Origin of the sequence: Nocardioides luteus, assembly GCF_015752315.1 — a bacterium.
Taxonomy (GTDB): domain Bacteria; phylum Actinomycetota; class Actinomycetes; order Propionibacteriales; family Nocardioidaceae; genus Nocardioides.
Map to the genome: position 1 here is coordinate 2,611,638 of NZ_JADOVJ010000001.1, position 15,279 is coordinate 2,626,916.

General features: G+C 70.0%; 15 protein-coding genes. 7 read left to right on the forward strand and 8 right to left on the reverse strand.

The features are described from left to right. The first annotated feature begins 32 nt into the window (after positions 1–32). Together HD557_RS12550 and HD557_RS12555 are read left to right on the forward strand one after the other, a co-directional pair. Entirely contained in the window at positions 33–512 is a 480-nt protein-coding gene (locus HD557_RS12550; RefSeq protein ID WP_008359973.1) for an OsmC family protein, read from the forward strand. Positions 513–564: 52 nt separating this feature from the next. After that, positions 565–2,268 (forward strand): AMP-binding protein, encoded by a 1,704-nt coding sequence (locus tag HD557_RS12555; RefSeq protein WP_196874106.1) that lies wholly within the window; start codon positions 565–567, stop codon positions 2,266–2,268. Positions 2,269–2,281: 13 nt separating this feature from the next. Here the strand turns inward: HD557_RS12555 and HD557_RS12560 are convergent, their stop codons facing one another. Further along, a complete protein-coding gene (locus HD557_RS12560) occupies positions 2,282–2,842 on the reverse strand; it encodes a TetR/AcrR family transcriptional regulator (RefSeq protein WP_196874107.1) in 561 nt (186 codons plus the stop codon). A gap of 99 nt (positions 2,843–2,941) precedes the next feature. Here HD557_RS12560 and HD557_RS12565 point away from each other — a divergent pair, with 99 nt between their 5' ends. Further along, positions 2,942–4,381 (forward strand): MFS transporter, encoded by a 1,440-nt coding sequence (locus HD557_RS12565; RefSeq protein ID WP_196874108.1) that lies wholly within the window; start codon positions 2,942–2,944, stop codon positions 4,379–4,381. A 7-nt stretch (positions 4,382–4,388) separates the two neighbouring features. Here the strand turns inward: HD557_RS12565 and HD557_RS12570 are convergent, their stop codons facing one another. The 3 genes from HD557_RS12570 to HD557_RS12580 are packed head-to-tail and all read right to left on the reverse strand — an operon-like array spanning position 4,389 to position 8,164. Next, positions 4,389–5,168 carry a thioesterase family protein gene (locus HD557_RS12570; protein ID WP_307785612.1) on the reverse strand — a complete coding sequence of 260 codons (780 nt, stop codon included), beginning with the start codon at positions 5,166–5,168 and terminating at the stop codon, positions 4,389–4,391. Then, on the reverse strand, positions 5,165–6,793 hold the full coding sequence (locus HD557_RS12575; RefSeq protein ID WP_196874109.1) for an AMP-binding protein: 1,629 nt from the start codon (positions 6,791–6,793) through the stop codon (positions 5,165–5,167). Before HD557_RS12575 ends, HD557_RS12570 begins: the two co-directional genes overlap by 4 nt. A 54-nt stretch (positions 6,794–6,847) precedes the next feature. After that, positions 6,848–8,164 (reverse strand): MFS transporter, encoded by a 1,317-nt coding sequence (locus tag HD557_RS12580; RefSeq protein ID WP_196874110.1) that lies wholly within the window; start codon positions 8,162–8,164, stop codon positions 6,848–6,850. 135 nt (positions 8,165–8,299) lie between these two features. On the opposite strand from HD557_RS12580, the gene HD557_RS12585 reads away from it, so the two are divergent. Further along, positions 8,300–9,193 (forward strand): helix-turn-helix transcriptional regulator, encoded by an 894-nt coding sequence (locus HD557_RS12585; RefSeq protein WP_196874111.1) that lies wholly within the window; start codon positions 8,300–8,302, stop codon positions 9,191–9,193. A 4-nt stretch (positions 9,194–9,197) separates the two neighbouring features. Here HD557_RS12585 and HD557_RS12590 read toward each other — a convergent pair whose 3' ends face one another. Next, complete coding sequence (locus HD557_RS12590; RefSeq protein WP_196874112.1) at positions 9,198–9,764, reverse strand: TetR/AcrR family transcriptional regulator; 567 nt, start codon at positions 9,762–9,764, stop codon at positions 9,198–9,200. 61 nt (positions 9,765–9,825) lie between these two features. On the opposite strand from HD557_RS12590, the gene HD557_RS12595 reads away from it, so the two are divergent. Beyond that, positions 9,826–10,785, forward strand: coding sequence for a DMT family transporter (locus HD557_RS12595; protein ID WP_196874113.1), 960 nt, complete (start codon positions 9,826–9,828; stop codon positions 10,783–10,785). Positions 10,786–10,821: 36 nt separating this feature from the next. Then, positions 10,822–11,385, forward strand: coding sequence for a flavoprotein (locus HD557_RS12600; protein ID WP_196874114.1), 564 nt, complete (start codon positions 10,822–10,824; stop codon positions 11,383–11,385). Here HD557_RS12600 and HD557_RS12605 read toward each other — a convergent pair. Beyond that, complete coding sequence (locus HD557_RS12605) at positions 11,360–12,100, reverse strand: DUF3841 domain-containing protein (protein ID WP_196874115.1); 741 nt, start codon at positions 12,098–12,100, stop codon at positions 11,360–11,362. The genes HD557_RS12600 and HD557_RS12605 overlap by 26 nt on opposite strands. Before the next feature lie 447 nt (positions 12,101–12,547). Next, on the reverse strand, positions 12,548–13,801 hold the full coding sequence (locus tag HD557_RS12610) for an MFS transporter (RefSeq protein WP_196874116.1): 1,254 nt from the start codon (positions 13,799–13,801) through the stop codon (positions 12,548–12,550). Positions 13,802–13,830: 29 nt separating this feature from the next. On the opposite strand from HD557_RS12610, the gene HD557_RS12615 reads away from it, so the two are divergent. Next, the gene (locus HD557_RS12615; RefSeq protein WP_196874117.1) at positions 13,831–14,619 is read left to right on the forward strand and encodes a DeoR/GlpR family DNA-binding transcription regulator; all 789 of its coding nucleotides are present in this window, start codon (positions 13,831–13,833) and stop codon (positions 14,617–14,619) included. Positions 14,620–14,761: 142 nt separating this feature from the next. On the opposite strand, the gene HD557_RS12620 is transcribed toward HD557_RS12615, so the two are convergent. Then, the gene (locus HD557_RS12620; protein WP_196874118.1) at positions 14,762–15,271 is read right to left on the reverse strand and encodes a DinB family protein; all 510 of its coding nucleotides are present in this window, start codon (positions 15,269–15,271) and stop codon (positions 14,762–14,764) included. Between the last annotated feature and the right edge of the window lie 8 nt (positions 15,272–15,279).

The following is a 15,279-nucleotide window of genomic DNA, read 5'->3' on the forward strand; positions in this document are numbered from 1 at the left end:
GTCGCGCCCGGCCGGCCGCTAGCGTGTGGGGCATGGCACTGACCCACGACTACACGGTCTCGGTGGAGTGGACGGGCAACCGTGGCACCGGGACGAGCGGCTACCGCGACTACGCCCGCGACCACGTCGTACGCATCGACGGGCTGCCCGAGATCCTCGGCTCCGCCGACCCGACCTTCCGTGGTGACGCGAGCCGGCACAACCCCGAGCAGCTGCTGCTGGCCTCCCTGGCGCAGTGCCACATGCTCTCCTACCTGCACCAGGCGGTGACGGTCGGTGTGATCGTGCTCGACTACCACGACGCCGCGACCGCGACCATGGAGACGCAGGGGACCGGCGGCCGGTTCACCCGCGCCGTGCTCCACCCCGTCGTCACCGTCGCCGACGAGTCCATGATCGAGGCCGCGACCACCGCCCACCACCAGGCCCACCTGGACTGCTTCATCGCGAGCAGCGTGAACTTCCCGGTCGAGACCGAGCCCACCGTCATCGTCGGGGGACTGAATCGGTAGCCCCCTCTTCCGGGGGTAGGGCGGGCATCGGGTCCGCCACCAAGATGCCGTCATGACGAGTACGACTTCGACGGATGCCCTGCGTGCCGCCCGGGACGCGCTGATCGCCCAGCGCGTCGACTACTCCGCGGCGGTCGACACCTTCCGCTGGCCCGACGTCGGCGAGAGCTTCAACTTCGCCCACGACTGGTTCGACCCGATGGCGCGCGGCAACGAGGCCCCGGGGCTGATCATCGCGGAGCCGGACGGGTCGCGGGCTGCGTACTCCTTCGACGAGCTGGCGCGGCGCTCGGACGCGGTGGCGCGCTACCTCGGACGGCTCGGGGTCGGGCGAGGGGACAGCGTGGTCGTCATGCTCGGCAACCAGGTCGAGCTGTGGGAGACCATGCTGGGGGCGATGAAGCTCGGGGCGGTGCTGATGCCGACAACGACCGCGGTCGGCACGGCCGAGCTGGTCGACCGGGTCGCCCGGGGCCGGGCGAAGGCGGTGGTCTGCAACGCCGAGGACACCGGCAAGTTCGACGGCGTGCCCGGCGACTACGTCCGGATCTGCGTGGGGGAGCAGGCGGGCTGGCACGGGTACGCCGCAGCCGCCGCGGAGAGCCAGGAGCCGCTCGAGCATCCCGGCAACGCCACGAGCGACGCGCTGCTGCTCTACTTCACCAGCGGCACCACGAGCCGGCCGAAGCTCGTCGAGCACACCCACTACACCTACCCGGTCGGGCACCTGTCGACGATGTACTGGCTCGGTCTGCGCCCCGGCGACGTTCACATGAACATCTCCAGCCCCGGCTGGGCCAAGCACGCCTGGTCGAACTTCTTCGCGCCGTGGCTCGCGGGTGCGACCGTCTTCGTGCTCAACTACGCCCGCTTCGAGGCGGCCACGCTGCTGCAGCGCATCCGGGAGGAGCACGTCACCAGCATGTGCGCCCCGCCGACGGTGTGGCGGATGCTCATCCAGGCCGACCTCAGCGGCGGCCGCGGCTCGCTCCGCGAGGCGATCAGCGCGGGGGAGCCGCTCAACCCCGAGGTGATCAGCCAGGTGCGCCAGGCCTGGGGCCTGACCATCCGGGACGGCTTCGGCCAGACCGAGATGACCGCGACGGTGGCCAACAGCCCCGGTCAGCCGGTGCGGCCGGGCTCGATGGGACGCCCGCTTCCCGGCGTACCCGTCGTGCTGGTCGACCCGATCGAGGGCACCGTGATCGAGGGAGCGGGGGAGGGGGAGCTCTGCCTCGACCTCTCCGCGCACCCGGCCACGCTGATGACCGGCTACCGCGACGACGAGAAGCGCACCGCCGACGCGATGCGCGGCGGCTTCTTCCACACCGGCGACGTCGCCGGCCGCGACGCGGACGGCTACATCACCTACGTCGGCCGCACCGACGACGTCTTCAAGGCCTCCGACTACAAGGTCTCGCCCTTCGAGCTGGAGTCGGTCCTGATCGAGCACCCCGCCGTGGCCGAGGCCGCGGTCGTCCCTGCCCCGGACCCGGTGCGGCTCGCCGTCCCCAAGGCGTACGTCTCCCTCACCGCCGGCCACGAGCCGACCGCCGAGACCGCCCGGGCCATCCTCGAGTTCGCCCGTGACCACCTGCCGCCCTACCTGCGGGTGCGTCGCCTGGAGTTCTTCGACCTGCCCAAGACGATCTCCGGGAAGATCCGCCGCGTCGAGCTTCGCGGCCGGGAACAGGACGTCGTCGACCAGCGACCGCCGGGCGAGCACCGCTACGAGGACTTCTTCACCCGCAGCTAGCGCTGATGCTCCGCTAGTCGTTCTCCACCAGGCGCCGGACGCTCTCGACGACGATCTCCCGGCACCGGGCGCGGCTCGGCCGGCGCACGAGCGCCAGCTCGGGGGTGTGGAGATGCCAGCTCATCGCGAGGGCGCGCACCTCGGTGAGCAGCTCGAGGGGGGAGTAGGCCGTCGTCAGCTTCCCCGCTCGTTGCGCCTCCTCGATCTTGGCGAGCTTCGCGTCGTTGGAGGCGACGATCGCGGGGAGCTTCCCGTCGGGTCGCTCGAGCTGATACCACGTCGTCAGCCGAAGGGTCGTGGGGAAGCGCTCGTAGAGGTCGAAGGAGCGCCCCGCATAACCGGGCAGGTCGGTGGCGTCGAACTCGACCTCGTCGACGAACGCGAGCACCCGGTGGGCGAAGACGGCGTCGAAGAGCTCGTCCTTGGTGCCGAAGTACTTGTAGATCAGCGCCTTGTTTGCCAGCGCCGCATCCGCGATCCGGTCGACGCGCGAGCCGGCGATGCCGTACGCCGCGAACTCGGCCTCGGCAGCGTCGAGGATGCGTGCGCGGGTCGCTTCGGAGTCTCTGGCCATGCACCCACCTTAAAGCAAGTAACTAGTTAGTTGTCTTTTCTGGCGATCAGTGTTTCACTGAAGAAACCAACTCGTTAGTTACTTAGGAATGGTGCAACCATGTCTTCGACACCTCCGAGGGCCGCCCGACACCGGGCAGTCGTGCTCATGGTGATCCTCGGCTGCCAGCTGATGATGACCCTCGACGCCTCGATCGTGACCACAGCTCTCACCCACATCAAGACCGAGCTCGGATTCACCGACTCCTCGTTGTCCTGGATCCAGAACGCGTACGTCCTCACCTTCGGTGGCCTCCTGCTGCTCGGCGCCCGCGCCGGTGACCTGCTCGGCCGGCGTCGCGTGTTCATCGCCGGCGCGGCGGTGTTCACGGCGGCCTCGCTGCTGGCGGGGATCGCGCCCTCGGCCGGCGTCCTCATCACGGCACGTGCGCTGCAGGGGCTGGCGTCGGCCTTCGCGATCCCGTCCACGTTGGCGCTCCTGATCACGAGCTTTCCCGAGCCCGAGGAGCGCACCCGGGCGATCGCGATCTACAGCGCCGTCATCGGGGCCGGTGCGAGCGTCGGGATCATCGTCGGCGGTGTCTTCACCGAATACCTCTCCTGGCGCTGGGGCCTCCTGGTCAACGTCCCGATCGGGATCCTGATCCTCGCTCTCTCACCGCGCTTCCTGCCGGAGACCGAGCGTCGGCCCGGCCGCGTCGACATGCTCGGCGCGCTGACCGTCACGGTCGGCATGTCGGCACTCGTCTACGGGCTGGTCGAGGCCGCCGAGATCGGCTGGGCCAGCCCTCGCACCCTGCTCCCGCTGGCCGCGGCGGTGGTCCTGCTCGTCGGCTTCGTGCTCGTCGAGCAGCGGGCCGCCCAGCCGATCGTCCCGATCCGGCTCTTCCACAGCGTGCAGCGCTCCGGGGCGTACGTCGGCCGGATCCTGATCGTCGGCGCGATGTTCTCGACGTTCTACTTCCTCTCCCAATACCTGCAGAACGTCCTCGGTCTCAGCCCGCTCGCCACCGGGTTCGTCTACATCCCGATGACCGGCATGTTCTTCGCCATGGTGTACGTCGTGCGCTGGGCCGCCCCGAGGGTCAGCAAGCCTGCGCTGCTGCTCACGTCCTTGGCCACCGCGGCGATCGGCATGGCCTGGCTCAGCCGGATCGACAGCACCACCACCGTCGCCTGGATCCTGCCGCCGCTCCTGGTGCTGGGGATCGGCCAGGGCATCGCGATCATCCTCCTCACCGACTTCGGCATGGCCGAGGTCGACCCGGGCGACGCCGGCGCCGCCTCCGGTCTGGTCAACACCGCCCATCAGATCGGCGGGTCGATCGGGCTCGCGCTCCTCACCGTCGTGTACGGCGCCGCCGTGCACCACGACGCGACCCCGGACGCGGTCACCCAGGCCCATGGCTACGCGGTCGTCTTCGATGTCGCGACCGGGTTCTATGCGCTGGCCGTGGTCGTCGCCCTGGTCATCCTCGCCGCCGACCGCCGGCGGGCGCGCCGACCGGCCCCTTCGGTGCCGGTGGCGGCGGCCCGCTGAGCGGCCGTCACGGACGCACGGTCAGGCACTGCGTACTGACGCCGAAGGCGCCGTGCTCGTCATGGAGCACGGTGGTGGTCACGCCGGCGCCTTCCGGGCCGAACGAGACGGTCGTGTCGAGCCCGAGCCAGCCGGCGGCCGGGGTCCGGAACAGGTGCGCGGTCAGGTCGAGGTTGGGGAAGCTGACGTCCTTCGGGTCGACCCGGACGGCGACGCCGTTGGTGATGTCGAGCAGCCCGGCGACCTGGGCGAGCCGGCTCACCTCCTCGCCTGCGACGAGCGGATGAGGCGTACGCACCCACGACTGCGCCCGTCCCGGGCCGAGGTCGCGGCGGCGCACCTCGACGGAGGCGATGAAGCCTCCGTCCCACAGCGAGGTCATGTCCCAGGCGGGCACCACGTCCGGCGCGGGCATGGCCTCGTGATGGGTGCCGGAGAGCTCGCCGGTCGGATAGCCGGCGGTCAGCCAGGCTCGGAGCAGCACGACGGGCCGGCCGCCGTGGCAGGCCCGCGCCTCGACGAGCTCGATCGTGCGGCCGGCACGGAGGACGGCGACCTCGACGTCGACCGCCTCGAGGGGGATCGTGCCGAGGATGTCGTAGCTGATCCGGGTGATCTGGAGCCCGTCGTCGCGGCGGGCGTCGCGGTCCCGTTCGACCTCGTGCGCGAGCACGCCGAGCAGGGTGGCGATGTGCTGGGTGTCCAGGTCCCAGGCGCCGCCGACGTGCTCGGTCGGCGCGAACGTGTGCGGGCCGGTGCGGTGCCAATAGGCCATGCGGCGGCTCACAGGCCAAGCAGAGCGACGCTCTGCTCACGCATGTCGATCTTGCGGACCTTGCCGGTCACCGTCATCGGGAACTCGTCGACGATGAGCACGTAGCGCGGCGACTTGTAGTGCGCGAGCTTGCCGTCGGCGAAGGCCCGGACCGCGGCGGCGTCCAGCGGCTCGGCGCCGGGACGCATCCGGATCCAGGCGCAGAGCTCCTCGCCGTACCGCTCGTCCGGCACGCCCACGACCTGGGCCTCGGCGATGTCGGGGTGGGTGAAGAGGAACTCCTCGATCTCGCGCGGATAGATGTTCTCGCCGCCGCGGATGACCATGTCCTTGATCCGGCCCACGACCACGCAGTAGCCGTCCTCGCGCATCACGGCCAGGTCGCCGGTGTGCATCCAGCCGTCGGCGTCGATCGCCTCGGCGGTCTTGGACTCGTCGTCCCAGTAGCCGAGCATCACCGAGTAGCCGCGGGTGCAGAACTCGCCGGCCGTGCCGCGGGGGACGACCTCGCCGGTGGCCGGGTCGACGATCTTGATCTCGACGTGCGGCGCGGCCCGGCCGATCGTCTCGGTGCGCCGCTCGAGGTCGTCGTCGGTGCGGGTCTGGCAGGAGACCGGCGAGGTCTCGGTCATCCCGTAGGCGATCGCGACCTCGCTCATGTGCATCTCGCTGACGCAGCGCTTCATGACCTCGATCGGGCACAGTGCACCCGCCATGATCCCGGTACGCAGGGTCGAGAGGTCGAACGAGGCGAACTCCGGGTCGTCCTGCATCGCGATGAACATCGTCGGCACACCGTACAGCGCGGTGCACTTCTCGTCCTGGACCGTCTGCAGCGTCGTACGTGGGTCGAAACCGGGCCCCGGGATGACCATGGTCGCCCCGTGGGTGGTGGAGCCGAGGTTGGCCATCACCATGCCGAAGCAGTGGTAGAACGGCACCGGGATGCAGAGCCGGTCCTCCTCGGTGAAGTGGATCGTCTCGGTGACGAAGAAGCCGTTGTTGAGGATGTTGCGGTGCGACAGCGTCGCGCCCTTCGGGAAGCCCGTGGTCCCGGAGGTGTACTGGATGTTGATCGCGTCGTTCGGGTCGAGCGGGTAGTCGACATGGTCGGCCAGCCGCTCGCCACGGCCGGCGGCGAGCAGCGCGTCCCACTCCGGCGTACCCAGGAAGACCGTCTTCTCGAGAGCGCCGCAGTCGCCCTCGACCTCGCGGACGAGCGAGACGTAGTCGCTCGTCTTGAAGGCGGTCGCGCTGATCAGCAGCCGCACCCCGGACTGGTTGAGCGCGTAGGCGAGCTCGTGGGTGCGGTAGGCCGGGTTGATGTTGACCAGGATCGCGCCGATCTTCGCGGTGGCGAACTGGACCATCGTCCACTCGGCGCAGTTGGGAGCCCAGATGCCGACCCGGTCACCCTTGCCGATGCCCGCCTTGCGGAGGCCGACCGCGAGGGCGTCGACGTCGGCGTTCAGGGACGTGTAGGTCCAGCGCCGTCCGGTGGCGATCTCGACGAGCGCCTCACGGTCTCCGAAGCGGGCGACCGTGCGCTCGAAGTTGGCTCCGATCGTCTCCTCGAGCAGCGGGACGTCGATGTCGCCGCGAGCCGACGAAGCGGTGAAGGAAGAGGTCTCGGTCATGCCACGAGCATGACCGAGACCGTGGCGACATCCACACCCCCGAAAGAGGGTGGTTCAGGCGGGCACCGGCTCCGCGTCGAGCTCCACGCGGCTGGTCTCCTTGGCGATCAGCAGGCAGACGACGCTCAGCAGCGCCAGAGCGGTCAGGAAGTACGCGATCCCGTCGGTGCCCCACCGGGACAGCAGGTCCTCGGCGATGACCAGCGGGACGGCCCCGCCGAGGATGCCGGCGATGTTGTAGCCCAGCCCGGCGCCGGTGTAGCGGTACTTGGCCTGGAACGTCTCGGGCAGGAACGCCGCGATCGGACCGTAGTTGAGGCCGAGCACGCACAGCAGCAGGCTGTTGCCGAGCGCGAAGCTCGCGAAGCTGCCCGGCTGCATGACACCGAATGCCAGTGGTCCGGCCACGATGCCGAAGGCGGCGCCGAGGAGCAGGACCGTGCGGCGTCCGAGCGTGTCGGAGAGCCAGGCGGAGAGGATGACGGTCAGGCTCATCGCGAACGCGGCGATGATGACCCCGAGCAGGGCCTGGGTCATGCTCAGGCCGAGGGTGCCGACCGCGTGCGCGACCATGAAGCTCGCGCCCGTGTAGAAGGCTCCGAAGACGATCGCCATGATGCCGCCGCCGAGCAGCACCTGGCGCCACTGGTCCCGGATGCACCCGACGAACGGCAGCGCGCTGCGGGTGCCGGCCGACTGCACCTTCTTGAACGAAGGAGTCTCGGCGATGTTGAGCCGGACCCAGAGGCCGACGCCGATCAGGACGGCGCTGGCCAGGAACGGGATCCGCCAGCCCCAGGCCGCGAAGGCGTCGGGGTCCATCAGCCGGAAGGTGGTCAGCATGGCGCCGGCGGCGATGATCAGGCCCAGGCTGGGACCGAGCTGCGGGAACATGCTGTAGCGCCCGCGCTGGCCGTGGGCGGCGTACTCCGTGGTGAGGAGGGCGGCGCCGGCCCACTCGCCACCGAGCGCGATGCCCTGCAGTGCCCGCAGCACCACCAGGATCACCACGGCGCTCTTGCCGATCGACTCCACGCTCGGGATGAGCCCGATCGCGAACGTCGAGGAGCCCATGATCAGCAGCGTCGTGATCAGCGTCGCCTTGCGGCCGATCCGGTCGCCGTAGTGGCCGAAGAGGATCGCGCCGAGCGGACGGAAGACGAACGCGACGCCGAAGGTCGCGATCGACGCCAGGGTGCCCTCGGGCCCGCCCATGGACGGGAAGAAGATGGCGTTGAAGACGAGTGCTGCGGCGAGTCCGTAGATGAGGAAGTCGTAGAACTCGATGGTGGTGCCGGTCAGTGACGCCGTCGCGACGCGGCGCATGGTGCGCCCGTCGACCTCGGCTCGGCTAGCCGCGATTTGGGCCATGATCGTGCCTCCTACTCGGATTGGTGAACCGAGTGTGGGACCGTCACCACCGCTCCGATACCCCCGGACGAGTGCCCTCGAAGGAGGGGGTGCGCCTCTTGTTGCCTGTGATGGTCGTCACTTACGCTCAACGTCATGAGCACCCCCGCGATCGCCCCTGAGGCGCCGTACGACGGGTCCCGGATCGCCCAGACGCTGGCCTCGTTCCGGGCGGCGTCGGGGCTGGATCTCGCCTTCGGAGGTCCGGTCCGTCGCGACGGCACAGCCATCGACATCACCGCGACCTGTGGTGCGAAGGGCATCTCGCTGCGCGGTCTGCGGGTCGTCAACGGGGAGGGCCTGGGAGGGAAGACCCTGCAGACCCGTCAGCCCGGCTCCGTCGACCACTACTACACGGCGCGCGGGATCACCCACCTCTACGACACCGCCGTGGCCCAGGAGCAGATCCAGACCGTCGCCGCCCTGCCGATCATGGTCGATCGGAGCCCGCGGATGCTCATCTACCTCGCCTCCCGTTCCCGGCTCGGACTCGGTGGCGTCTGGTTCGATGGGCTGCGTCCGCTGATCCGAACCCTCGAGCGCGAGATCCTGATCGACGACGAGGTCCGCAACCGGCTCTCCCGGCTGGCCCCCGCGCCCGCTCACATCTCGAGCTCGGCCGAGGCCGCGGCCGCCGCCAAGCGCGACCTCGCCGAACGCCGGGAGATGGCCGCCGAGCTCACCGATCTGGCCGGTCAGGTGATGGACCCCGAGGTACGCAGCCGCCTGGAGGCCATGGTGCTGCGGCTCACCGCCGTGCCGGGGGAGAAGCGCCCGGCCCAGCTGGTCCCCGCCGTGCGCCTGGCCGCACGCGAGATCGATGTCCTGCGCCAGGTGGCGCTCGGCAACAGCAACCGCGAGGCCGCCGAGGCCCTCGGCATCGTCGAGAGCACCGTGAAGTCCTACCTCAAGAGCGCCACCCGCAAGCTCAACGCCAACAACCGCGTCCACGCGGTCCGGATGGCGCGCGAGGCCGGCCTGATCGACTGACCTCTCAGCGCAGCAGGGTTCGCATCGCGTCGCGCGCCTCGTCGTAGGCAGCCGCGCGCCCGCCCGCGGAAACCGACACGAGCATGCCCTCGTAGACCAGGTGGCAGGCCGTGCCGACGGCTTCGGGATCGCCGATGCCGGCCTCGGCGGCAAGGCGGACGAACAGCTCGCGAGCCTGGGCCTTGCCGGTGCGGACGACCTCGGCGCCGGGGTGGTCGGTGTTGCCGATCTCGGCATAGGCGTTGATGTAGGCACACCCGCGCAGACTGCCGGCGCGCCAGGCCTGCTCGGCGTCGATCACGGAGAGCACCCGCTCGGGTCCCTCGGCGGGATGGGTGGCGAGCCAGTCGGCGATGAAGGTGTGCCACAGCTCGCCGCGACGCGAGAGGTACGCGGCGACCAGCCCGTCCTTGGAACCGAAACGGTCGTAGACGGTCTTCTTCGTGGTCTCGGCCTCGAGCGCGATCAGGTCCACGCCGACCGCGCGGATGCCTCGCTCGTAGAAGAGGGCGGTGGCCACCTCGAGGATCCGGCGACCGGTGGGGGTGTCGGGGTTGGGCAGGCGCTTCACCGTGGATCTCCTTCGCTCAGGACACTGAAAGTATACCTACCGGTATGGTTACCTCGCTGGTATGTCCCGAGTGCTGCTCACCCTGGCCCTGTTCGCTGCGCTCGTCGTGTCCTGGAGCTCCGGTTTCATCGGCGCCACGATGGCGGCGGCGACCGGTGCGCCGGCCGAGACCACGATGCTGTGGCGCTACCTGTTGACCGCGGCGCCGCTGGTCGCGATCGCGGTCGGCCGGAGGCGCCGCCTGAGCGCGACCTTCCTCTGGCGCGAAGGCCTGGTCGGTCTGCTGTCCCACGCGATCTACATCTACGGGGCATACCAGGCGGCAGCGCACGGCGTGCCGACCGGTACGAACGCACTGGTCGCCTCCCTCCAGCCGCTGCTCGTCGCGGTGACGGTGACGGTGCTGGCCGGGCGCATGCTGACGCCACGTACGCTGCTCGGGCTCGCGGCGGGCCTCATGGGCGTCACGCTCGTCGTCGGCACCGACCTCGGCGCCGGCGGCCAGGGGGCGGCGTACGGCCTGACGATGGCCAGTGTCGCGATGGTGGCGCTCTCGGCTGGAACCGTGCTCGGTGAGCGGTGGAGCACGGGCACGGACGTGCTGGACCGGCTCACCGTCCACGTCGTGGTCACCGTCGGTTTCATGTCCGCGATCGCGGTGCCGTCGGGGCGGTGGCAGCCACCTGCCGACCCGGCGTTCTGGAGGGTTCAGGCGTTCATCGTGCTGGTCGCCGTGATGGCGTACGTGCTCTATCTGATCGTGCTGCAGCGCCATGGGTCGGTCGCGGCCAGCGCCCTCCTCTACCTGACCCCGGGCGTCGCGGCCGCGTTGGCCTGGCCCGTCTTCGGTGAGATCCTGACGCCGATCGCGGTCGCAGGCTTCACGCTCAGCGCGGCCGGCGTGGTCGCGATCCTGGGGCCGGCTCGGCGAGGGCGCCACGCACCTCGCCGAGCGCTCCTGAGCGGTCATCGCTCCATGAGCGGACCGGTGACCGCCGATGAGCACGGGTCGTCGATGTGATCCTGACCGCGGGACCGAGTCACGTACGCTCGCGGGGTGGCCATCATCGGAGTCATCGCCTGCGCCGCCGGCGGTGTGGAGCAGCTGTGCGACGAGCTGGTCACCCCGCTGGTGAACGCCGGCCATGACGTGCCGGTGACCCTGACCCCGACCGCGTTCTCCTGGCTCAGCGCGAACGGCGAAGCCGACCGGATCGAGGCGCTGACCGGCTTCCCTGTACGCGGCGAGAGCCGCCTCCCTTGGCAGCCGCGCACCCACCCGGCGCAGCTCGACGTCATCATCGTCGCCCCCGCGACCTTCAACAGCACCGCGAAGATCGCGCTGGGCCTGGCCGACAACCAGGCCCTCACGGTCGTCACCGAGAGCCTCACGACCGTCCCCGTCGTGCTCTTCCCGCTCATCAACGCCGCCCACGCCGAGCACCCCGCCTGGGCCTCCCACATGGCCGCCCTCCGCGCCGCCGGCGTACACCTCATCGAGGGCCACGACCTCTGGCCCCTCTACCCACCCCGCCAGATGCCACCGGACCAGAGACTGCCGTGGAGGGCGATCCTCGACGCCACCGAGCGGGGGCTCAGAGCAGACGAACCGCGCGGGTGACCTCGTCCAGCGTGATCCGGTGGGCCGTGGCCTGGAGATAGCGCGCCGGAACCCACGAGGCCCCGTCGTACGACTCGACCCACGTCGCGGGATCGAAGATCGCCTGCCAGGACCGTTCGAGCTCCTCGCGAAGCGGCTCGGGCCACGAGTCCAGCGGGATCTCCTCGCAGCCACGCGTACGTTCTGACCAGTCATCCCACGACCGATCGAACCGTGCCTCCCAGTCCGGCCACGGGACATCGCGGTCGCCGGGGATGTGGAGCGTCCGATTGAGTACGTGGTGCCAGTCGTCGAAGTGACTGAGCAGCACGTGCTTGCGGGGAAGCCGGACGGAGACGAGCACGTCCCCTCGTGCCCTACGCGCCGAGGCGAGCAGCTCGCGCCGAGTGGTGGCGGCCCACATCCAGACCATCCCGTCGCCGGAGGTCGGAAGCCGGCGATCCATCTCCCGCTTCATCCACCGATAGGCCTCGGCGAAGTCCTCCATCCAGTAGCGCGATGACCCCTCCAGCACTCCGGTTCGCCGCAGCTCGTCGAAGGCCTCGACAGTCTGGAACGTGTGGAGGTCGACGTACGCACCCGGGGCCGCGTCCGCCCGGACGTGAGGTGCCGCCGGAGTCGCGAGGAACCACGGAAGCCGCCGAGGCTTCGCAAGCCCTTGAGACAGCCGGCCTGCTCCCCGGCGCTTGTTCGCCCGAGGTGCTCGTTCCGACATGAAGCGGATGCTAGCCGTGACCACCGACAAGGATTCGCCAGCTCACGACACCCCGGGGAGTGCTGAGCGGTTCCCGTTGGACGAAGGTCGTCGACCAGGCACCGCGTCTCCAGGGGCGTAACGCTCGGTCGAGAGCTGGTCGGCGGAGACCCACTCCGTCGACCAGTCCGTCGGCGTGGTCATGCGCACGATCTGAGCCCACCAGACGTACTTGCCGAACTGATCGGCCGGTGAGTGTGCCCAGGCCAGGAGGAACACCGGGTCCCCTTCGCTCCCCGGCGAGGGCGACAGGTGCCGCCAGCAGTGCCGTGCCTCCGGGCGGGGCACGATGATCGGTGGCTCAAGGCCGGGTGGCTTCGAGGAACCTGGCGTGCGGGTCATGAATCGATCATACGTTCGATTCAGGCAGGTGTGACTGCTGGGTAGGGCGCCGACAATTCCTCGTGGTCAGTCGACGGTTGCCCCCGCGGGAGTCGCCTCGGCGGACTCCGGTCGGGGTGTCCGCTTCGGGAGCTGGGTGTGGGCGATGAGGGCGGCGAGGAGCCCGGCGACGACGGGGACGAGCATCGCCGTGCGGAGGCTGGTGAGGTCGGAGAGCCAGCCGATGGTCGGTGAGGTGATGAGGAACCCGATCCGCATGAGCCATCCGAGGATCGCGATGCCGGTGCCTTCGGGCAACCCGGGGATGCGACCTGCGGCGGCGAACGCGGCGGGCACGAGGGTGGCGCAGCCGAACCCTGCGATGGCAAACCCGGCGAACGCGAGCGGGTAGACGGGGGAGGTCACGATCAGCAGCGCACCGCCGCCGATGAGCAGGCCACCGGCCCGGGCCACGCCCTCCCGGCCCCACCTGTCGGTCATCGGGTCACCGAGGAGCCGGCCGATGAACTGGGCACCGAGGGCGACAGTGAGCCCGAGCCCGGCGATGGCGGTCGAAGCGCCGGTCTGGCCGAGGAAGAGCACTGCCCAGTTGTTCGCGACGTCCTCGACCAGGGTGCCGCAGATCGCCAGCACGACCAGCGGGAGCAGCAGCCGCCACGCATGGCGGCGCGCCGATCGGTCGGCTCTACCAGCTGGAACGCCGTGGTGATCCGCCTCGACCCGGAGCGCGCCGCGGACTTCGACAGGCACAGCCGCAAGCCGGCACGCGAGTACGGCAACCAGGGCCCACACGATGCCGTTGATCAGCATCTGCGTGGAAGGGGCGACGCTCGCTGCCGCGGCGGCAGCACCGATCACGCCGCCGGTGGCAGCGCCGACCGACCACAGGGCGTGGAAGGAGTTCATCACCGAACGTCCCCGCCACTGCTCCGCCACGACACCCTGCACGTTCTGCGCCGCGTCCACGACCGCGTCGACAGCCCCCGCGACCACCAGCGCGGCAGCGAACAGCCACACCGAGTGGCTGAACCCGGCCACACCCAGCGCCGAGGCCAGGACCATCGAGCCGTACCCGTTGGTTCGTAGCGCGCCGACTCTCCGGATGATCAGACCAGCGAACCCGGCTGCGATCAGCGCCCCGACCGGGAAGGCGATGACCAACAGCCCGAACTGGCTGTTGCTCAACCCGAAAGCGGCCTTGATCTCGGGGTAGCGTGGCAGGAGCGCACTGAACAGGACACCGTTGGTGAAGAACATCAGCGAGACGCCGGTGCGGGCACGTCCGGGGGAGGCAGCGAGGTGGGGGAGGAGGCGAGGCACGTCGGCAACGTAGGTGCTTGAATGATCACGTGCAACGATCACTTCGGCACAAAACGATCATCAGATCCGTGGCCTCCGGGACCACCGTCAGCGTCGAGGCCCTCTGCGACCTGACCGGCGCCTCGGCCATCACGATCCGCCGCGACCTCGCCGAGCTCGCCGACCAGGGCGCGGTGCGCCGCGTGCGCGGCGGCGTCACCCGTGCCGACGTGCGGGGCACGCTGATGCCGTTCTCGGTTCGGTTCGAGACCGATCGGGAGCGCAAGGACGCGCTGGCGGTGGTCGCGGCCGGGCTGGTTGCCGACGGCGAATCCCTCGTCCTCGACAACGGCACCACGTGTTACGCGGTCGCTCGCCATCTGGCGGGTCGCCCGGTCACGGCGCTGGCGCTCTCTCTTCACGCCGCCGCGGCGCTGGCAACGCGTCCCGGTGCGACCGTGATCGTTCCCGGTGGACCGGTCGAGAACGACACCCTCGCGTTCACCGGCCACGCCGCCGTGCGCGCCATCAGCGAGACCAATGCCGATGTCGCCATCATCGGAACTTGTTCAGCACAGCCCGGTTTCGGGCTGACCTCCACCAACTACGAGGACGCGCAGGTCAAACGCGCCTGCCTGGCCGCGGGCGCCCGGCGCGTCTTGATCACCACCGCCGAGAAGCTGACCCGTACGTCGACGTTCCGGTTCGGCGAGTTCGGCGACCTCACCCACCTCGTCACCACCGCCGACGCCGATCCCGACAGGCTCGCACAGTTCCGCGCCGACGGCGTCGAGGTCTACCTCGTCGAAACCCCACCTCCGCCTTCGGCTGGGGGCTGACGCCCGAGGCACCTTTGTCAGAGGTCTCCCGAGGATGGGGGCGAATATGATCTCGGGCTCGATGTGCTCGGGCAGCGGTTGGAGCCCGATCGGGCGATTCTCCGACGACCCGGAACGCGGACCGACGACGCGCCGCGAGCCGTCAGTCGCCGACGCTGCCGTCGATCATCTCGCGCAGGATGTCCGCATGGCCGGCGTGCCGGGCGGTCTCCACGATCACGTGCAGGTACATCCACGTCAGCTCCCTGCCCCGCGGTGTGGTGGCGGCGTGGTCGAGGCTGTGCTGGGCGGCGATCTCGCGGGAGCGGTCGCACGCCGCCTGGTAGGCGGCGATGACGTCGTCGAGCTTCTCGTTCGGCTCCAGCCGCAGGTCGGCCTCCGGGTCTGCGTCAGTCCACGGCGGCGTGGGCAACTCCGCGGCGGGGATCTGCCCGATCTGCTGGGCGAACCCGCCCAGCTCCACCCACCGCAGATGTTTGATCAGGCCGCCGAGGTTGGTGCCGGTCGGCACCGGGCTGCGCCGGGCGTCCTCCTCCGACACCCCGCGGGCCTTGCGCACGACGGCGTCGCGCAGATAATCCAGGTACGTCTCGAGCTGTTCGCGCTCGCTGGCGGCGAGCACGGTGCCGAGGATCTCACCGGGTCTGGTCATGGCCCGAA